Origin of the sequence: Streptomyces sp. NPDC007157 (assembly GCF_040634235.1) — a bacterium.
In the GTDB taxonomy this organism is placed as follows: Bacteria; Actinomycetota; Actinomycetes; order Streptomycetales; family Streptomycetaceae; genus Streptomyces.
The window spans coordinates 159,554-178,494 of sequence record NZ_JBEYFE010000020.1 but is presented as its reverse complement, the minus strand read 5'-3'; the positions used below and the strand labels follow the sequence as shown (position 1 = coordinate 178,494).

The 18,941-nt window shown below is 72.4% G+C and carries 12 protein-coding genes; 2 read left to right on the top strand and 10 right to left on the bottom strand.

Going from position 1 to position 18,941, the window contains the following annotated elements:
• Window positions 1-5: 5 nt before the first annotated feature.
• The gene (locus ABZ642_RS31660; RefSeq protein ID WP_360490052.1) at window positions 6-6,476 is read right to left on the bottom strand and encodes an SDR family NAD(P)-dependent oxidoreductase; all 6,471 of its coding nucleotides are present in this window, start codon (window positions 6,474-6,476) and stop codon (window positions 6-8) included.
• The gene (locus tag ABZ642_RS31655) at window positions 6,473-6,877 is read right to left on the bottom strand and encodes an acyl carrier protein (protein WP_360490050.1); all 405 of its coding nucleotides are present in this window, start codon (window positions 6,875-6,877) and stop codon (window positions 6,473-6,475) included. The genes ABZ642_RS31660 and ABZ642_RS31655 overlap by 4 nt, the downstream gene beginning before the upstream one ends.
• Before the next feature lie 35 nt (window positions 6,878-6,912).
• On the opposite strand from ABZ642_RS31655, the gene paaI reads away from it, so the two are divergent.
• A complete protein-coding gene (gene paaI, locus ABZ642_RS31650; RefSeq protein ID WP_360490048.1) occupies window positions 6,913-7,383 on the top strand; it encodes a hydroxyphenylacetyl-CoA thioesterase PaaI in 471 nt (156 codons plus the stop codon).
• 5 nt (window positions 7,384-7,388) lie between these two features.
• Here paaI and ABZ642_RS31645 read toward each other — a convergent pair whose 3' ends face one another.
• The 8 genes from ABZ642_RS31645 to ABZ642_RS31610 all read right to left on the bottom strand — a co-directional run bounded on the left by ABZ642_RS31645 (window position 7,389) and on the right by ABZ642_RS31610 (window position 18,145).
• Window positions 7,389-7,994 (bottom strand): TIGR03086 family metal-binding protein, encoded by a 606-nt coding sequence (locus ABZ642_RS31645; RefSeq protein ID WP_360490046.1) that lies wholly within the window; start codon window positions 7,992-7,994, stop codon window positions 7,389-7,391.
• Window positions 7,995-7,996: 2 nt separating this feature from the next.
• Window positions 7,997-9,397: a lysine 2,3-aminomutase gene (locus ABZ642_RS31640; RefSeq protein WP_360490044.1), complete on the bottom strand. Its 1,401-nt coding sequence runs from the start codon at window positions 9,395-9,397 to the stop codon at window positions 7,997-7,999.
• 1 nt (window position 9,398) lies between these two features.
• Window positions 9,399-10,832 carry a lyase family protein gene (locus ABZ642_RS31635; protein ID WP_360490042.1) on the bottom strand — a complete coding sequence of 478 codons (1,434 nt, stop codon included), beginning with the start codon at window positions 10,830-10,832 and terminating at the stop codon, window positions 9,399-9,401.
• Window positions 10,833-10,834: 2 nt separating this feature from the next.
• A complete protein-coding gene (locus ABZ642_RS31630) occupies window positions 10,835-12,805 on the bottom strand; it encodes an FAD/NAD(P)-binding protein (protein WP_360490040.1) in 1,971 nt (656 codons plus the stop codon).
• Window positions 12,806-12,877: 72 nt separating this feature from the next.
• Complete coding sequence (locus ABZ642_RS31625; protein ID WP_360490038.1) at window positions 12,878-14,608, bottom strand: class I adenylate-forming enzyme family protein; 1,731 nt, start codon at window positions 14,606-14,608, stop codon at window positions 12,878-12,880.
• Window positions 14,605-15,957, bottom strand: coding sequence for an FAD-dependent oxidoreductase (locus ABZ642_RS31620; protein WP_360490036.1), 1,353 nt, complete (start codon window positions 15,955-15,957; stop codon window positions 14,605-14,607). The genes ABZ642_RS31625 and ABZ642_RS31620 overlap by 4 nt, the downstream gene beginning before the upstream one ends.
• A complete protein-coding gene (locus tag ABZ642_RS31615) occupies window positions 15,954-16,175 on the bottom strand; it encodes an acyl carrier protein (protein WP_360490034.1) in 222 nt (73 codons plus the stop codon). Before ABZ642_RS31615 ends, ABZ642_RS31620 begins: the two co-directional genes overlap by 4 nt.
• A gap of 389 nt (window positions 16,176-16,564) precedes the next feature.
• On the bottom strand, window positions 16,565-18,145 hold the full coding sequence (locus ABZ642_RS31610; protein ID WP_360490032.1) for an AMP-binding protein: 1,581 nt from the start codon (window positions 18,143-18,145) through the stop codon (window positions 16,565-16,567).
• Window positions 18,146-18,483: 338 nt separating this feature from the next.
• On the opposite strand from ABZ642_RS31610, the gene ABZ642_RS31605 reads away from it, so the two are divergent.
• A complete protein-coding gene (locus ABZ642_RS31605) occupies window positions 18,484-18,906 on the top strand; it encodes an acyl-CoA thioesterase (RefSeq protein WP_360490030.1) in 423 nt (140 codons plus the stop codon).
• Window positions 18,907-18,941: the final 35 nt, after the last annotated feature.

Genomic DNA, 18,941 nt, shown 5'->3' with positions numbered 1-18,941 from the left:
CCGTCCTACAGCAGGCTCTCGCGCAGCGCGGCCAGTTCCTCGTCCGCCTCCGCCTCGGACAGGTCCTCCACGTCGCCGGCACCGCTCGGCGCCGGTTCGTCCGCCGGCTCCGGCGTGTCCGGGACGAGCGAGCCGTCGATGAAGGCGGCCAGGGGCCGTACGGCCGGGTGGTCGAAGAGGGTGGAGGCGGGCAACGGGATGCGGAACACCGCCTCCAGGGCGTTCTTCAACTCGACCGAGGCGAGGGAGTCCAGGCCGAGGCTCACGAACGGGGTGTCGGGGTCGACGTCCTGTGGGCTGTCGTACCGCAGCACCTCCGCGACCTTGGCGCGCAGCAGCTCCCGCAGGGCGGCCTCGCGCTCCGGTTTCGGCCGGGACAGTACGGCGTCCAGGTCGACCTCGGGCGTACGCGTCCCCCGGTCGCCCGACAGCAGGTCCTTGAACAGCGCGTTGGCGAACGGCTGGGAGGCGGTGTACGCGTCCCAGTCGAACGCGCCGACGACCGTCTGGGCGTGCGGCCGGGCGAGCGCCGTGAACAGGGCACGCAGCGCGGCACCGGGCTTCACGAACTTCAGTCCCCGGTCCTCGATCCCCTTGATCTGCTGGGCGGTGAGCGAGGCAGCCATGCCGATCTCCGCCCACGGTCCCCAGTTGACGCTCAGGCCCGGCAGTCCGGCGGCGGCCCGCCGCTGCATGAGGACGTCCATGTAGGCGTTGCCCGCCGCGTAGTTGGCCTGCCCGGCGGCGCCCAGGACGGCGGCGATCGAGGAGTAGCCGACGAAGAAGCGCACCGAGGGCACGGCGGCGGCGGCCCGGTGCAGCAGCCAGGTCCCGTACACCTTGGCCCGCAGGACGCTCTCCATGCTGTCCCAGGTCTGGCCCGCCAGCGGTGCGTCGGCGAGGACGCCCGCCGCGTGCACGATGCCGCCCAGCGGGGCGGGCCCGTCGCTGAGGGCGCCGATGATCCGCTCGACGTCGGCGGGGTCGGCGATGTCGCCGTGATGGACGCTGACCTCGGTCTCGTCGCCGAGTTCGGCGGAGAGCTCGATCAGCTCGGGCAGCGTCAGCTGTCGTCGGCTGACGAGGGCCAGTCGGCGGGCGCCCTGCTGCACCAGCTTGCGGGCGGTGGCCAGGCCGAGCGCGCCGAGGCCGCCGGTGATCAGATAGGTCTCCCCGGGGCTGATACGGACCGGTTCGGCCGGCCGCTCGTGCTCGTCGCGGAAGGCGATGACGATCTTGCCGAGGTTGGCCCCCCGGCTGAGCGCCCCGAACGCCTCCTCGATCTCGTCGAGCGCGTACCCGACGGTCGGCAGGGCGCCGAGCCGGCCGGCCTCGACATGGTCGGCCACCGTGCGCAGGATGTCCTGGTTGAGCTGGTCGAGTTCGTGCGGCGGCAGCTCGCTGAGGTCGAAGTTGTGGTGGTCGACGTCGGGGCGTTCGGCCCGCATCTCCTCGGCGGACCAGATGCCGATCTTGCCGAGTTCGACGAACCTGCCGCCGTGCCCGAGGGTGCGCAGCCCGGCCGGGATGTAGTCCTTGTTGAGGCTGTTGAGGACGATGTCGACGCCCTCGCCGCCGGTGGCCTCGAGTACCTCGTCGGCGAAGTCGAGGGTGCGCGAGTTCATGATGTGGCGCACGCCCTGGGAGCGCAGCAGCGGCCACTTGCGGGGGCTCGCGGTGGCGTACACCTCGGCGCCCGCGAGCTGTGCGAGCTGCACGGCCGCCTGTCCGACACCGCCCGCGGCGGCGTGGATCAGCACCCGGTCCCCGGCCTTGATCTTCGCGAGGTGGTGCAGGGCGTGGTAGGCGGTGACGTACGCGGCGGGCAGCCCGGCCGCCTCGGTGAAGGTGAGGCTCGCGGGCTTGCGCACCACGACGGTGGACGGCACCGTGACCCGGCGCCGCATGCAGCCGATCCGGCTGAGCACGACCTCGTCGCCGGGCCGGAACTCGGCGTCGGGCCCGGCCGCGACGACCGTGCCGGCGGCCTCGAAGCCGAGCGGCAGCGGCTCGTGCGGCAGCCCGTTGTCGAGGGCGTACTGGCGCAGCATCCCGAGGGCGTTGAGGACGTCCTTGAAGTTCAGGCCCGCGGCGTGGACCTGGACGGTGACCTCGTTCCCGGCCGGCTCGCGGTCCTCGACCGGCACCGGGCGGACCGCGGAGAACTGCCCGTACTCGGTGACGGACAGTTCGAAGTTGCCGTCCGTGTCCACGGCGGTGACCGGGGTGCCGGGCAGCAGGCGCTTGACGTGGCGGATGCCGCCCCGGTACGCGATCTGGAAGTCACCGCCCGTGCCGTCACCGGCCAGCACCTCGTCGACCAGCGGCTGCGGGTCCGGGCCCGCCAGGTCGAGCAGGGTGGCGCGCAGCGCCGGGTACTCGTTGAGGAGTACGGCCCCGAAGCCCCACAGCGACGCGGCGGCCAGGGGGTCCGGCTCCGGGGAGGCGGTGCGGTCGCCCGGCAGCCACTGCGCCCGCTCGGTCACCAGCAGCACGCGCAGGTCCCGGCCGGTGCCCAGACGTCCGGCGGCGTCGGTCAGGGTGAGCAGGTCGCGGTAGTTGCGCTCGGTCTCGGTGCGCAGCCGCTCCTCGCCGTGGGCGCCGGGCTCCGGGGTCCAGAACCAGCACAGGTCGGTGACCGCGGGGTGCTCGTCGAGCAGCCGGACCGCGGTGGCCGAGTCCGGGGCGTGCAGCAGGGTCACGCCCGACTCGGCCAGCCGCTGTGTCGCTGCGGCGAGCGCGGCCGGGTCGTGGTGGACGGCCAGGACCTCGCGGCCCCGCGCGACGGTACCGGCCGGGGGCAGCGAGCGCTTGAGCCAGCGGGGCCGCAGGAGCATCCGCTCGGCCGGGTCGGCGGGTGCGCCGGCGACGCGCTTGAGCCGCACCCCCTCGACGGCGAAGACCGGGCGGATGCCCTCCAGGGCCGCGATGTCGGCGGTGAGTTCGCCCGCCGTCTCGTCGAGCGTCACCTGGATGAGGATGCGCAGGTCCGCCTTGGGCCGCTTGAAAAGTTCGACGCGGTCGAAGCCGACGGGCAGATAGGTGCCGTCGAGGTCCACGGCCGCGCCGAGGGTCTGCATGGCGCAGTCCAGCAGCGAGGCCCGCAGCTGCTCGGGGGCCGGGGTGTCCAGGCCGCGGAGCTCGCCGACCGCGAAGCCGTCCGGGTAGCGGTCGACCCCGAGGACGCGCCGGAACTCGGGCCCGTAGGGCAGGCCGAGGTCGGCGTAGTGCTCGTACAGGTCCTCGGCCCGGTGCCGTATCTGGCGGGTGCCGGGCCGCTCGGCCGTGGCACGCAGCCGCCGGATCACGGTGTCCGGTCCGGCGCCGGGCCGGCCGTCGGGCGCGGGGTCCAGGGTCGCGGTGGCGTGGACGCGTTCGATGACGCCGTCCCGGCCGTCGACGCGGCTGACGATCTCGACCCCGGCCGGGCCGTCGGCGGGGTCCCGGCCGGGTTCGGTGCGCAGCCGGGTGCGGACCTCGACCGGCTCGCCCTCCTTGAGGAACAGCGGTTCCAGAATGCGTACGTCCCGTACCGGCCGGGTGGTCTCACCGTGGACCGCGTCCTGCAGGGCGAGGACGATCTCGACGTAGCCCGCTCCCGGGAAGACGGCCTGCTCCATGACGATGTGGTCGGCCAGGTACGCGGGGGCGCCCGGGTCCAGGTGCGTGGCGAACTCCCGCTCCCCGGTGGCGCGCTGGGCGGCGGTGGACACCTCCCGGCCCAGCAGCGGGTGGTGCGCCGGGCCGGTGCCCGGGGTGGTCAGGGCGGCGCGGGGGCGCGCTCCGGGAAGGCGGTAGCGCTTCTTGGCGAACACGTAGCCCGGCAGCGGTACGAGGCGGCCGCCGCACTCCTGGTGGTAGCCGGTCCAGGAGACGTCGAGACCCGCCTCGTAGGCCCGGGCCAGGGCGGTGCGGATCGTGCCGGCATCGGTGTCGGACCGGGCGGCGCTGTTCAGCCACAGGTGCGTGGCCGGGTCGCCGGTCTGCCGGCCCATGCCGGTGAGCGCGGAGGAGGGTCCGACCTCGATGAAGACGTGCCGCCCGCGGGCCTGCACACAGGTCATACCGGCGGCGAAGTCGACGGGTTCGGCGATGTGCCGTACCCAGTAGTCCGGTGTGCCGACCTGGTCGAGGGTGGCGATCTGCCCGGTGAGGTTGGACACGAAGCTCAGCCGCGGCTCGTGGAAGGCGATGTCGGCGATCGCCTCCCGGAAGGCGTCGAAGACCTCGGTCATGAGCGGGGAGTGGAAGGCGTGCGAGACCGGCAGCGCCTTGGTGCGCACGCCCCGCTCGGCCAGCTTCGCGGTGATCGCGGCGAGGGAGTCCCGGCCACCCGAGACGACGCACTGCCGCGGGGAGTTGACCGCGCCGAAGCTCACGTCGGCGTGGCCCTCCAGCAGGGGCGCCACCTCCTCGGCCGGGGCGAGTACGGCGGTCATGCCGCCGGGGGTCCTGACGGACTGCATCAGCCGGGCCCGTACGGCGACCAGCCGGACCGCGTCAGGAAGCGTGAACAGGCCCGCGAGCGCCGCCGCGGTGATCTCGCCGACGCTGTGGCCGAGGAGGACCGAGGGCCGTACGCCCCAGGACATCCAGAGCCTGGCGGTCGCGTACTCCAGGCTGAACAGCGCGGGCTGGGTGTAGAGGGTCTGGTCGATCGCCTCGGCGCTGTCCGGCGCCTCACCGAACATGATCTCCTTGACCGAGCGGCCGAGCCGGTCGGCGAAGAGGCGGTCGCACTCGTCGAGGTGGCCGCGGAAGACCGGGTAGCGGTCGTACAGGGCGCGTCCCATGCCGACGTACTGCGAGCCCTGGCCGGTGAACAGGAACGCCACCTGCGCGTCGCGGAATCCGCTGTCCGCGGTGGTGGCCGCGGGGTCTTCGTCGCCGCGTTCCAGGTATCGGGCGAGCAGCCCGTCCAGGTCGTCGCGGGAGGAGACCGGGGCCGCGAGCCGGGCGCCGAGGTGGGTACGGCCGACGTTGGTGCTGTAGCAGAGGTCCGGCACGGCGAGGTCCGGGTGGGCGGCGAGGAACGCGCGGTGGCTCTCGGCCTGCGCCCGCAGCGCGGGACGGTCCTTGGCGGAGAGGGTGAAGACGTCGCGGCCGTCGGCCGGTGCGGCGGGGCGCTCGGGCGCGGGCGGCGCCTGTTCCAGGACGACCGAGGCGATGGTGCCCGCGAAGCCGAAGGAGTTGACCAGAGCCCGCCGGGGACCCGCCGCCTCCCAGGGGTGCGGTCCCCCGGTCGGCACGGTCACCCGGTAGCGGTCCCACGGGATGTGGCGGGAGGGCGTCTCGAAGTTGATGTGCGGGTAGATCGCCCCGGCCAGCAGCTGGCACACCACCTTGGCGACACCGCCGACGCCCGCCGCGGCCTCCATGTGGCCGATGTTCGTCTTCACCGAGCCGACGACGAGCGGGGAGCCCTCTTCACGCGAGTCGGCGAACACGCTGTTGATCGAGCCCAGTTCGATGGGGTCGCCGAGGGATGTGCCGGTGCCGTGGGCCTCGACGTACTGGATGTCGCCCGGTCCGAGCGCCGCGCTCTCCAGCGCGGCCCTCATCAGCGCGACCTGCGCCGTGCCGTTCGGGACGGTCAGACCGCCGCTCTCGCCGTCCTGCCGGACCGCGGAGCCGCGCACCAGCGCCAGGACCCTGTCGCCGTCGCGGCGGGCGTCCGTCAGGCGCTTGAGGACGAGCATGCCGCAGCCCTCGCTGCGGGCGTAGCCGTCGGCGGAGTCGTCGAAGGTCTTGCACCTGCCGTCCGGCGAGAGCATGTTGGCGCGCGAGTACACGACGTGATTGCGCGGGTGGTGGTTGACGTTCACCCCGCCCGCCAGGGCGAAGTCGCACTCACGGCGGCGCAGCCCCTGCACCGCCAGGTGCAGGGCCACCAGCGACGACGAGCAGGCCGTGTCGACGCTCATGCAGGGGCCGCGCCACCCCAGGAAGTACGACAGGCGTCCGGCCGCGGCGCTGTGCGCCGTGCCGGCGGCGACGTGCGCATCCAGTTCCGCGAGGTCCAGCGCCTCGATCTCGATCGCGAAGTCCATCTGGCCGACTCCGAGGTACACCCCGCCGTTGCCGCCGCGCAGGGTGTCGGGGTCGATGTGCGCGGACTCCAGCGCACGCCATGCCGACTCCAGGGCCCAGCGGTGCTGCGGATCGATGAACTCGGCTTCCTTGGGAGAAATGTTGAAGAACTTCGGGTCGAATTCGTCGAATCCGGAGACGAATCCACCACCGGCCGCCAGTGGACGTTTTCCAGCCGATTCCTCGGCGGCCTGAAGGGCGGCCAGATCCCACCGGTCGGGTGGTACGGGTCCCGTTCCCGCGCGCCCGTCGCGGAGGAACTCGGAGAATTGGTCGAGGCTTTCGTTGCCACCCGGTAAACGGATGCCCATGCCGACGACGGCTATGGGCTCGTACTTCTCCAGGAGCAGCTCTTTGACCAGGGTGTCGGTGCGGGTGTCGGTCACAGGTACAGCTCCTTGAGCATGTCGTCTACCAGGTCCTTCGTGGACGGGCCCGCCTGCTCGTCGGTCGCCGGGGCGGCCGGTGGGGCGGCGGTGGCCGCGAAGAACTCGGGGATGACCTCGGCGACCAGAAAGTCGACCAGGTGCCCCACCGTCGGATGGTTGAAGAGATGGGCGGAGTCGACCGGACGGCCGATCTCCTTTTCCAGACGCTGCCTGATGTCCGTGGCGCCCAGCGAGTTCAGACCGAGCTCGAAATAGCTCTGGTCATGGGGCAGTACGTCCGTCTCGTCCATCATGAGTTCGCGCTTGAACTCCAGCACTACGAGCGACTCGAGCAGTGCCCTGCGCTCGGACGGCGGGATTTCTCTCAATTCCTGCAGCCATGGTCCGGACGATGTCATGCTGCTCCTCGACGCCAGCAGATAAGGGGAATTCGATGACGGGGACGGAGACCACCGGCACGCGGACGGTCCGGACGGACGACGCGGAACTCGCCGCGCGGCAGCGGGCCGAGGAGCTGTACGCCACGGACCGGACGTGTCAGCTGCTGGGCATCGCCCTGCAGGACGCCGGTCCGGGCCGGGCGACCGTGCGGATGCGGGTCGCCGAGACCATGGTCAACGGCCACGGAACGGCCCACGGGGGCTTTCTGTTCCTGCTGGCCGACGCGGCCTTCGCCTTCGCCTGCAACACCCACGGCCCGGCGACCGTGGCGCAGGGCGCCCAGGTCACCTTCCTGCGCCCGGCCGAGCCCGGCGACGAACTGACCGCCGAGGCGGTCGAGCGGAGCCGGTTCGGCCGCAGCGGTGTGTACGACGTCACCGTGCGCCGGCCGGACGGGACGGTCATCGCGGAGTTCCGGGGCCAGAGCCACACGCTGGGCCGACCGGTCCGGCAGCCGGACTGAGCAGGTCACTTCGGCGACCACGCCGGGTCACGGCCGAGGACCGCGAGCAGGCGGTCCTCGGCGCTCTCCCGCCCCGTCAGGGTGAGCGGCGGCCGGAACGCCGCACCCGGGCGCTCCCGTCCGGGTCCCTCGGGCACCTCCGTGCGGGCCACCTCGGCCGCGGCGTCGAGGAGGTCCGCGTCGTACGCCGCCGGGATCCCCAGGGACGCGGCCACGTCCCAGCCGTGCACCACGTAGTCCAGGAAGTGGAAGCTGATGGCGCGGGCGGCGGGGAAGCGCATCTTCGGGTGGATCTCCGGCAGCCAGAACTCACGTTCCAGGACGCCGTCGGCGGCGAACGCGTCGAGGACCGTTCCGACGGCGTCGGCGTAGGCGCGCCCCGGGTCCGGCAACGGCTTCTCCTCCCACACCGACGCATCGGAGGTCTCACCCCCGGCGGCCGCGGCGAACCCCAGGTGCTGCGCGGTCATATGGGCCAGCAGCCGGCGCAGCGTCCAGCCCGCGCAGGGCGTCGGGACGTCCCACTCGTCGCTCCGGACCTCCGCGACGATCTCCGCGCTGCGCACCACCGCACGGCGGTTCAGGTCGCGGATGCTCTCCTGGATGGTCATCGTCAGCCTTCTTTCCTGTGTCCGTTCTCGCGCCACCAGAGCCGCCCCGACTCGTTCAGAGTGAAGATCGGGTCGTAGAACGGGTAACGGCGGGTGAGCGCGTCCGGGTCGTCGAGTTCGATCCCGGTGCGGTAGTTCTTGGTCCAGTGGGAGATACCCAGCTCACGGTCGTAGTCGGCGAGTTGGTTGACCCAGCGCTTGCCGACGTACGGCACGTCGCAGACGATCCGCGGAGTGGCGTAGCCCGGCAGGTAGCCCATGATCCGATGCTGCAGCTCCTGGGCCTCCCAGACCGCGACCCGCCAGTGCTCGGCGTTGGGGATCATGTCGCACATGTAGAAGTAGTAGGGGAGGATGTTCGCCTCGCCCTGCAGGGCCATGCTCAGATCGAGCAGCGCCTTGGGCGTGGTGTTGACGCCGCGCATCAGCACGCCCTGGTTGCGGATGTCCCGGACGCCGACGTCCAGGGCCGTCCGGGCCGCCTCTGCCACCAGCGGGGTGACCGACTGGACATGGTTGACGTGGGTGTGCACGGCGAGGTTGACCGACCGTCGGGCGGCCGTACGGGCCACCCGCTCCAGGCCCTCGACCACCTGCCGCTGCAGCCAGTGCTGGGGCAGTCCGGCCAGGGCCTTCGTGGCCAGCCGGATGTCCCGGACGCTCTCCAGGTCCAGCAGGCGCATCAGGAACGACTCCAGGCGCGGCCAGGGGACGTTGGCCACGTCCCCGCCCGAGACGACGACGTCGCGCACCCCCGGCGTGCGCTTGAGGTAGTCGACGATCTGGTCCTGGCGGTCGGCCGGTGTCAGCGTGAGTTTGAGCTTGTCCACCTGCGGGGTGGAACCGCCCACCAGGTCCATGCGGGTGCAGTGGCCGCAGTACTGGGGGCAGGTGGAGACCAGTTCGGCGAGGACCTTGGTCGGATAGCGGTGGGTCAGGCCCTCCACCACCCACATCTCGGTCTCGTGCAGCGAGTCCCGCTCGGCGTAGGGATGACTGGGCCACTCCGGGTCGCGGTCGCTCGCCACCGGCAGCATGTAGCGGCGGACCGGGTCGGCGAGGAAGGTCTCGGTGAACACCACCGGTTCGGTCGGCGCGTGCGGCGCCATGGTGTTGAGCATGTGCGGTGTCAGCAGCATGGACATCGTGGCGAAGCGCCGGCGGTCCTCCTCCAGGTCCTCGTAGAAGCGGTCCTGGAGCAACGGGCCCATCACAGCGCGCAGTTGCCGGGGGTTCTTCACACAGTGGGCACGCTGCCACTGGGCGTCGCGCCACTGCTCCGGGGTGATGTCGCGCCAGCCCGGCAGGCGCCGCCAGTCGGGCTCCACGAGGATGGTGCGCTCGTATTCGTACGGCTGCTGGGCCTCCAGTACGCCCGGCACCGTTTCCCTCAGGGCTTCCATCTCAATCCTCAGCGTTCGACGTGGGCCGGTTGCGGTGGCGGTGGAGCACGCGCTCCACGACCTCCTCGGCCGCCCCTAGGTAGTTGGCGGGGTCGAGCAAATGGGCGAGCTTGGTGCCGTCGGGGAGTTCGGCAGCCAGGTGGGGCGAAGCCGCCAGGACGTCCGCGAACGGGCGGCCGGTGGTGACGGCCTCGCGCGCGACGTCGGCCAGCAGCCGTTTCGCGGCCGCCTTGCCGAGCAGCGGCGCCAGCACCGCGTTCAGGCGCTCCGAGACGACGGCGCCGCCGGTCAGGTCCAGATTGCGGAGCATGCGGGCGGGGAAGACCGCGAGCCCCTCCGCGAGTCGGGCCGCGGTGCGGGCGGCGCCCGTGGCCAGCCGCAGCGCCTCGCGCAGCGGCTGCCACTCCGACTGCCAGCCTCCCGGGGAGCGTTCGTCCTCGGCGAGCAGACTCTGCCCGAGGACCAGGGCGTGGGCGGGTGCCTGCCGGGCCGCGGACACGATCATCGTGGCGAGCACGGGGTTGCGCTTCTGTGGCATCGCGGAGGACGCGCCGCTGCCCTCGGCCCCCGGCTCCGCCACCTCGTCCACCTCGGTACGGGTCATCCCCAGGACGTCGGTCGCGAACTTGCCGAGGCCGCCGGTGACGGCGACCACGGCCCAGCCGAGGTCGGCGAGCGGAGTGCGCACGGTGTGCCAGGGCGCCTCGGGTGCGCGCAGGCCCAGCTCCGCGGCGAACTCGGCGGTCAGCGCGGCCGCGTGACCCGCCGGGTCGACGCCGGCCAGGCGCGCGTACTCGTAGTAGGCGGAGAGGGTCCCGGCGGCGCCGCCGAGTTGGGCGGGCAGTGCCGCACGCACCTGGCGGACCCGGTCGCTCGCGTCCAGTACCAGGGTGAGCCAGCCGGCCGCCTTGAGCCCGAAGGTGACCGGGACCGCGTGCTGGGTGAGCGTACGGCCGGCCATGGGCGTCGCGGCGTGTGCGGCGGCCAGTTCCGCCAGCGCGTCGGCCGTCCGGCCCAGGTCGGCGTCGATCCGGGTCAGGGCCCGGGCCGCGAGCAGCATGGCGGCGGAGTCCAGGACGTCCTGGCTGGTACCGCCGCGGTGCACGAACTCGGCGGCCGCCGGGTCCGGGCCGGCGACGGCGTCCGTGAGGGTGCGCACGAGTTCGACGACCGGGTTGGCCGAGCCCCGGGCACGGCGGGCGAGCAGGGCGACGTCGACGGGCCTGGACCGCACGGCGGCCTCGATCGGGGCGACGGCCCACTCGGGCACCACCCCGAGCCGCGCCTGGGCCCGCGCGAGCGCCACCTCCACGTCGAGCATGGCCGCCACCCACGCCTCGTCGGACAGCTCCTCGCCGCTGCCGGCCCACACCGGGGACAGCACACCGGCGTCGCGGCTGAGGACGTCTTCGCCGCGCAGGTACTCCGGGTCCATCGTCAGTCTCCTTCCACGGTGGCGACGGGCTGGGCGAAGCGGGTCCCCGTGCCCGCCGCCAGGCAGGCCCGGGCGATGGCGTCCGCGTCGCCGAGGATGACCGAGTCCGAGCCCGGCCTGATGCCCGCCGCGGTGGCCCAGTGCACCGACTCGGTCGGGATACCGAAGGCGAAGCGGCGCGGGTGCACGGCCCCGGATGCCGCCACCAGCCGGTACGGCTTCTGGGTGACCGTCAGCCCGCCCGTGCGGTGGCGGAGCCGCGCGGGGCCGGCGATCGCGTAGGGGCGCGCGGCCCCCTGCTCCACGAGGTCCCGCAGCAGCGGATCCCGCGTGGTGCGCACGTCGACCTGCGGCAGGCGTGCCTCGACGAGCGTCGACACCTCCCGCTCGGAGCCGGGGACCCGGGGGGAGCTCACGACGAACGCCTTGCCCTCGGGCGACGGGCTCACCGTCATGCCGGGGCCGACGACGTGCAGGACGCCGGCCTCGATGAGCGCGGCCATCTCCTCGATGCGTCCGAGCGGCGGACCGATGGAGACGTAGGCGTTGAGCGGCGTGTACCAGGACTCCAGTTGGTCGCGGTAGGACGCGCCGGTGATGCCCGAGTGGTCGACCACGAGCCGCACCTCGTTGCGCAGGTCGCGCATCACGTCGAGGGCGGCCTTCAGGGGACCCCAGACGTTGCCGCGGTGCGCCTCCCGGACGTCCTGACGCAGATGGCCGAGCAGCCAGTCGTGGAAGTCCGCCGGGTCCGTGAACTCCCGGTCTCCGTACGGACGCGAGACGCGGTCCCACTGCCAGCGCAGGGCGTCGGACACGCCGAAGCGCCGGAGCAGCGGCCCCTCGCCCCGCGGGCCGGCCGCGCCGCCGCCCGCGTCCGGGCCGACGGCCGCGCGGTACTCGCCGAGGAAGACGTCCGCGTCGTACCGGCCACGCTCCTGTGCGATCAGCGCGTGGTAGTAGACGGCCCGGACCTCCAGGTCGACCAGCGGCCACACATCCCGGCCGAACTCGACCGGCTCGCCCGCACCGCGCCGCGCCCGCAGCCGCCCGATGACCTGCTCGGTCAGGAACAGCGGGTGGTGCCGCCCGGTGGCTCCCTTCTGGTTCTCGCCACGGGCGTGGTAAGGCACTCCCCGCCGGGAGCCGGCGATCAGCACGGGTTCGTCGCCGGACGGCTGGTAGCGCAGCGTCCCGTGCTCGCGGGCGAAGGAGCCGCCGCGCCCGGTGGTGAGCAGGGCCATGTGGTCGAAGAAGTTCAGCCCCATGCCCCGTAGGGCGACCCGTTCCCCCGGGGCGATCCGCTCCAGTGCGGCCTCCGCCGGATTGCCGGGCGGGATGTATCCGAGGCCGTGCTCCGCGGCGAAGGCGTCCAGTTCCCGCTCCTGCCCGGTCAGCGGCATGTCGACGTGGCCCAGGGCCAGGACGACGGCGTCCAGGCCGGAGAGCCGGGTGCCGTTGTCCAGCGTGACGGTCTGCGTTCCGCCGGGTTCGTCGCGGACCGCGACGGCCTGCGCGCCGTGCGGTTCGATCGCTATGTGCTCGGGGACGGTGCGCACCAGCCGGTCGAACACCCAGCCCAGATAGCGCCCGTACAGGGCCCGGGACGGGTAGGAGTCCGGGCCGAGCCGTCCGGCCTCCTCGTACACGTGCGGCGGGTAGGGAACGAACGGCTCCAGCCGCTCGAGCAGTTTCGCCCACTCGTACAGGCTCGGGCCCCGCGAGACGGGACCCTCGCAGGTCACGCTCTCGTCGGTGAACATCGTCACCTGTGAGGCGACCGTGTTCATCAGCAGCATCGGGGGCTGGTTCACCCGCCAGACACGACTGCCCAGACGCAGGTACGGATCGACGAGGTGCAGCACCGCCCGCTGTCCGGTGACCGTCGCGTTGGCGCAGACGCGCTCCACGACGGACAGACCTCGCGGCCCGGCACCGATCACACACAGGGTTGTGCCGTCGCTCTCCAGCATGCGGGAGTTCATCCTTCGCTCGATGTGACGACTTCGGACAGATCGGGACCGGGTCTGCGACGGTCCGGGACCTCAGCCCTCGCCCGAGGCGCGGCCGGGGTCGGTGAGCAGGGTCGCCCAGCGGGTCCGCAGCTCCCGCTTGAGGGACTTGCCGGTGACCCCGGTGGGGTAGTCGGCGAGGTCGCGCGCGACGATCACCGCGGCGAGCTGCGTCAGCCCGGCCGCGCCGAGTGCCTTGCCGGTCCGCTCGCGCAGTTCGCCGGCGGAGGGCTCCGCCACCCCGGGCTGGAGGCGTACCACGGCGATCGGCAGGTGTCCCCGGCCGTCCGCCGCGGGCACTCCGACGACGGCGCAGTCCTGGACCACGTCGGCGCAGTCGGCGAGCAGCACCTCCTCGATGGGGAGGCTGTAGACGGGGCCGTCCTCGGTGTCGATGACGTCCACGGTCCGGTCGAGGTGGTAGAAGTTGCCGTCCTCGTCCTTGCGGGCGACGTCACCGGTCAGCCAGTAGCCGTCGAGCTCGAAGCTGCGGGTCAGGGCGGGGTCGTTCCAGTAACCAGGGGTGCGCGAGGGTGTCTTGACGGCCAGCAGACCGACCGTGCCGACGGGCACCTCCGCGCCCTCCGCGTCCAGGACCGCGGCCGCGGTGACGACCTCGGTGGGCTTGCCGACGCAGCGGTCGTTGCGCGCCGACTCCGGCGTGGTGACCTGCCCGAAGAGGGCCATGCCCATCTCGGACGAGCCGAGTCCGTCGATGAACTGCGAGCCGGGCAGGGGCTCTTCGCTGCTGCGGTCGCGGGGCAGCAGCCAGGGCTTGATCAGGCCCGCGGGGCGCTCGCCGAGCTGCACCAGCCGCCTGATGTGGCCGTAGTGGGCGCCGTCGCCGGTGTTGAACCAGCTGTGCACCTTGGCGGCGCCCCTGACCGGCAGCTCGCCCGTCGCCAGCTCGACGAAGGTGCGCGGGAAGGAGGCGACCATGGTCGGCTGGAAGGCCTCCATGACCGGTTCGACTGCCGCCCTGCGCCAGTCGCCCATGACGACGGTGGGCAGCCCGAGGAGGGTGGCGGTCAGGAAGTAGCTGAGCCCGCCCGCGTGGGTGTGCGGCATGAGGGACATCAGCCGGTCCTCGGGCTGGGCCGGGAACCGCTCCATGCGCGGCTGCTTGCCCTCCCAGAACTGCCGGTGGGCGAGCATCGTCGACTTCGGCGTGCCGGTCGTGCCGGAGGAGTGGATGAGCGCGACCACCTCGTCGGCGTCGTGCTGGTACGGGTACGCGTCCGGCAGCGCGCCGTGCTCCGGGTCGTACGCGCGGATCTCGGCGTTCGGCACGATGAACCGCGGCCGGCGCCGGTTGCCGTCGGCACGGTAGGCCGCGACCAGCCGGGTCGGGTCGTCGGCCACCAGGCCGAGCGCGCCGACGTGGTCGATGTAGCGGACGGCGGTGCGCTCCGGCATGGCGTTGTTGATCATCGCCGGGATCGCGCCGAGGGCGGTCAGCGCCAGATAGTGGAGCAGCGGTTCGAGGCCCTCGGCGACGAACACCGCCACGGGCTCGCCCTGCTTGACGCCGTTGGCCCAGTACCAGCGGGCGTACCGGTCCCGCAGGGCGGCGAGGTCGGTGAGGCTGTGGCCGCGCAGGACGACCTGGCCCCGGTGGTCCGTGGAGTGGCTGTACGCGTACGGCACGGTGTTGTGGGGGTTGGCCTCCAGCGCCTTCTGGAGGAAGTTGCCGGCGCCCAGGGTGGGGTCGGTCATGAACTGCTGTCGTACGGACAGCGGGGCGACGGGGCTGAGGTCGGTCACAGTGCGCTCCCTGCGGTGAGGTGATCGTCGGCGGCCTCGGCGGCAGCCCGGTGGCCGGAGCGGATGGCGCCCTCCATCAGCCCGAAGAACTCGGTGCTGGTCTCCGTGCCGGCCCAGTGGACGCGGCCGTGCGGGCGGGTCAGGCCGGGCCCCTGGGCGATCCAGTCGCCGGGACCGAACAGGGCCGCGTAGCAGCCGCGGCTGTAGGGCTCGTCCAGCCAGTTGGTGACGTGGAAGCCGATGGGCTCGGGCAGCCCGGGGAAGAGGCGGGCGGCCTGGGCGACGGCCGCGGCGCGCTGCTCGGCCGGCGGCAGCGCCGCGTACCGCCTGGCCTCCTCGCCGGTGACGAAGCCGGTGAGGACGCCCACACCGCCGGGGGGCGAGTCGTCGACGGTGGACAGCAGCGGTCCGTCCGAACTGACCGACCACCCGGACAGACCCATGTCCCGCCACAGCGGCGAGGGGTGGACGAGGTGGACCTTCACCGCGCAGCCGGGTGCCGTGCGGTCGCTGGAGCGCGGCGCGGGCAGGCCCGGGCGGAAGTCGATCCGGTCGGCGAGGACCGGCGGTACGGCGATGATCACGGTGTCGCCGCGGTACGCGCCACCCTCGGTCCGTACCGTGACGCCGTCGTCGTCCTGCTCCACGGCCAGCACCGGTTCGGCGAGCCGGACGCGGTCGCCGAGCCGGGCGGCCAGCGCCTCGCACAGCCGGTGCGCGCCACCGTCGATCCGGGACTCCTGGGCGCCGCCGGCGAAGGCGTTGAGGTAGCGCAGGCCGCCTCCGGAGCGCAGGTAGAACGCCATGTGCAGGACGGAGACGTCCGCGGGGGCGGCCGCCATCATCTCGCCGAGGAACAGCGGGAAGAACAGCCGGGCGTCGGGGTGGCGGAGGTTCTCCTCGGCCCACTCGGCGGCCGTGGTCGCGTCCAGTCGCTCCGCGTCCGGGGTCAGCCAGGGCGCGTCGACGCGTATCGTGCGCGTCACCTCGTCCAGCAGGTCGAACAGCTCGCCCAGCGCGACCCCGCTCAGCGGCGGGAAGCGGCCCGGCACGCTCTGCGCGTCCGGAGTGCGCGCGTCCTGGCCCAGGGCGAACCGGCTGGCACCGTCCATGGTGGTCGACACGGCCTTCAGGTCCGTCTCGGCCATCAGCGCCAGCAGTTCGGTGTGGCGCTCGCCCAGGTAGGCGGCGCCCGCGTCGGCCCAGCTGCCCTCCGCCACCTCGATGCCGTGCATCCGGCCGCCGACGCGGTCGCGCGCCTCCAGCACCTGGACGTCCTCGCCCTGTGCGGCGAGATCGTTGGCGGCGGTGAGGCCGGCCAGGCCCGCGCCGACGACGAGGACCCTCATCGGGCCGCGCCCGCGATCTTCTTGGCCAGCGCGCCCGGGGTGGGTGCGTCGAGGAGGTCCTCGAACGACAGCTCCACGCCGTGCGTCCGGGCGACGGCGCTCAGGACGCGCGTCCCGAGCAGGGAGTCCCCGCCCAGCAGGAAGAAGTCGGAGTCCGCGGAGATGCCGTCCGTCTCCAGCACGCGTTGGAAGATCCCGACTATGTCGTCAGAGCTCATCGACTGTCCTCTTCTGTATGCCGTTGGTGGCGTGGGTGCCGTTGGTGCAGGGGTGCCGTTGATGCGGGTGTGCCGTCGCTGTATCGGTGCCGTCGCTGCGTCAGTGCCGGTGCTGCATCAGTGCCGTGGCTGCTTCAGTGCCGGTGCGTGCCGGTGCTGCATCAGTGCCGTCGCCGCGTCGGTGCCGGTGCGTGCCGGTGCTGCGTCAGTGCAGGTGCTGCATCAGTGCCAGTGCGTGCCGGTGCTGCGTCAGTGCCGTTGATGTCGGGGGCGGGGCCGGTGCCGTGCTGCCGGACGTGGTCCGGGCCGGTGCTCGTGGCCCTCGTCGACGCCTGCGTCGTGCGCGGGCACCGCTGGCCGCCGTGCCGCCGGCCGGTGCGGTACGTCGCTCAGCCCCGGGACCGCGGCGGCGCGGCCGCGGAAGCGTGGCGGTGGTGGGTCGCGGCGCGGTCGACCTTGCCGCTGGCGGTGTAGAGGAGCTCGGGAACGACGGTGACCCGGTGCGGTATGAGATGGTCCGGCACCGTCTCGCGCAGATACGCCAGGACGTCACGGGCGAGGGTGTCGGCCGCGTCGTCGTACTCGGCCACGAGATAGGCGGCCATGATGGTCCGGCCCGCGCTGTGCGCACCCACGACGGCGGCGGTGCCGACCGAGGGGTAGGCGGTCAGGTGCGCCTCTACCTCCGCGGGGTCCACGCGGATTCCGCGCACCTTGATCTCCGCGTCGAGCCGCCCCTCGTGGACGAGGAGGCCATCGGGCCGCCGGCCGACCCGGTCGCCCGTGCGGAACCAGCGCTCGGGTTCGCCCGGGCCCCCGAGGGTGACGAAGCGCTCGGCGGTGACCTCCGGCAGGTTGCGGTAGCCGAGGGCCAACGCGGGTCCGGAGATCCGGAGTTCGCCGTCGTCGCCGATGTCGTCGCGCACATGCGGCAGCGGGGCGCCGATGGGCACCCGGCCGCCCTCTCCCCACCAGGCGCCGTCGCCCGGGGCGTGGGGGCCGTGCAGGTCGGCGGCATGGGTGATCAGGGTGGTCTCGGTGCAGCCGTAGGTGTTGATCAGCCGGATGTGTCCGGTGCCGAGGGCGCGCCAGTCCGCGAGGCGGGCCGGGCTGACGGCCTCGCCGCCGATGACGACGGTCCGCACGGAGTCGGGCAGTGCCGCCCCGTCCTCCGCGAGGTGCCGGACGAGTTCGTGCCAGAAGGCGGTGGGCAGGTCGAGCATGGTGACGCGCTCGGCGGCGACGGCCTTGAGCAGCCGGGGCAGCGAGCCGGTGTAGGCCTCGTCGTGGAAGACCAGGGTCGCGCCGGCGGTGAGGGTGGGGAGGATCTCCTCGAAGCAGGTGTCCCAGTTGAGGGACGCGAACTGCAGGACGCGGTCGGTGGGCACGAGGCCGAAGAGGCCGCGCAGTGAGCCGACCGAGGCGTCGATGGCGCGCCGCGGGGTGAGGACCGGCTTGGGCGCACCGGTGGAGCCGGAGGTGAAGAGGATGTACGCCGGCCGTTCGGGATCGACCGGTTCGGGATCGACCGGTTCGGGGTCGGCCGGTTCGCGGTCGGCCGGTTCGCGGTCGGCCGGTTCGCGGTCGGCCGGTTCGAGGTAGGCGGCCGGACCGTCGTCGGCCCGCGGGCCCGGATCGGCGGCCAGGACGCGCAGGACGCCCCGCGTGCCCTCGGGCACCGAGGCCCCGGGCCGCGCCGCTATCACGGTCGTGCAGCCGGCGGACTCCATCAGTGCCCGCTGACGGGCGGCGGGGAAGGCCGGATCGACGGGGCAGTAGGTGCCGCCGGCGGCGAGTACGCCCAGCATGGCGACGACGGTGGCCGGCGACCGGTCGGTCAGGACGCCGACGGCCCCCGGCGACGGGCCGAGCCGCGCCGCTGTCGCACGGACTTGGAGCAGCAGCTCCGCGTAGCTCAGTTCGTGCCCGTTGTGGGAGATCGCCGACTCGTCGGGACGTTTACGGGACATCCTTGTCAGGATGCCGATTAAGTCCGCCATCGGATTCGCTTTCCATTAGGCATCTTGACGGCTATTCTGGAGGGCCGGGAAATTGAATTCATGAATTCAATTCTTGTCCCGGCCGGGTTCGACATCGACGCTAACACCGCCGCACCCCTCCGAGTCAACCGAAATAATGATGTGAGCCGGCTCACATGGGAAACTCTTACCGAAGAGACTCGCTTTTCATGAACGGAATACTCCATTCCTTCGACATTCAACGCCGTCCCAGGCGACCGACGCATGGTTGCACGGAGATCGCACATGGGGTATGAAGTGGAGAAATACCCAAAGGAGGGCCGTCGAGTATGGCAGAGCCGTTTCAGGTGCGAATCGTCGTGCGAGGGTACGAGCTCGACGCACAAGGACACCTCAACCAGGCCATCTACCTGCAGTATTGCGAGCACGCACGATGGGAGAGCCTACGCGCCGCGGGCATTTCTCAGGACAAGTTGCTGTCCACCCGAATTGGCCCCGCCGTGCTGGAGAACACCATGCGGTTCCGCAATGAACTGCGCGGCGGAGACGAGGTCGACGTGACCTGTAAGTGGGTGTGGGGCGACGGCAAGATTTTCCACGTCGAGCAGCAGATCATCCGGTCCGACGGCGTACTGGCGGCCGAACTGTCCAGCGTCGCCGGCCTGATCGACCTGGACCGGAGAAAGCTGATCGACAATCCGGCCGACCATTTCCTCAAACTGACCGAACACCCTGAATTCATGGGGTTCTGACCGCCGCGTCACACTGCGGTGCGGGCGCCCGTCAG

Excerpts from the sequence above, each read along its gene's own strand:
- ABZ642_RS31655 (WP_360490050.1), bottom strand. The coding sequence starts at position 6,877 with ATGACATCGTCCGGACCATGGCTGCAGGAATTGAGAGAAATCCCGCCG.
- paaI (WP_360490048.1), top strand. The coding sequence starts at position 6,913 with ATGACGGGGACGGAGACCACCGGCACGCGGACGGTCCGGACGGACGAC.
- ABZ642_RS31645 (WP_360490046.1), bottom strand. The coding sequence starts at position 7,994 with ATGACCATCCAGGAGAGCATCCGCGACCTGAACCGCCGTGCGGTGGTG.
- ABZ642_RS31640 (WP_360490044.1), bottom strand. The coding sequence starts at position 9,397 with ATGGAAGCCCTGAGGGAAACGGTGCCGGGCGTACTGGAGGCCCAGCAG.
- ABZ642_RS31635 (WP_360490042.1), bottom strand. The coding sequence starts at position 10,832 with ATGGACCCGGAGTACCTGCGCGGCGAAGACGTCCTCAGCCGCGACGCC.
- ABZ642_RS31630 (WP_360490040.1), bottom strand. The coding sequence starts at position 12,805 with ATGCTGGAGAGCGACGGCACAACCCTGTGTGTGATCGGTGCCGGGCCG.
- ABZ642_RS31620 (WP_360490036.1), bottom strand. The coding sequence starts at position 15,957 with ATGAGGGTCCTCGTCGTCGGCGCGGGCCTGGCCGGCCTCACCGCCGCC.
- ABZ642_RS31615 (WP_360490034.1), bottom strand. The coding sequence starts at position 16,175 with ATGAGCTCTGACGACATAGTCGGGATCTTCCAACGCGTGCTGGAGACG.
- ABZ642_RS31610 (WP_360490032.1), bottom strand. The coding sequence starts at position 18,145 with ATGTCCCGTAAACGTCCCGACGAGTCGGCGATCTCCCACAACGGGCAC.
- ABZ642_RS31605 (WP_360490030.1), top strand. The coding sequence starts at position 18,484 with ATGGCAGAGCCGTTTCAGGTGCGAATCGTCGTGCGAGGGTACGAGCTC.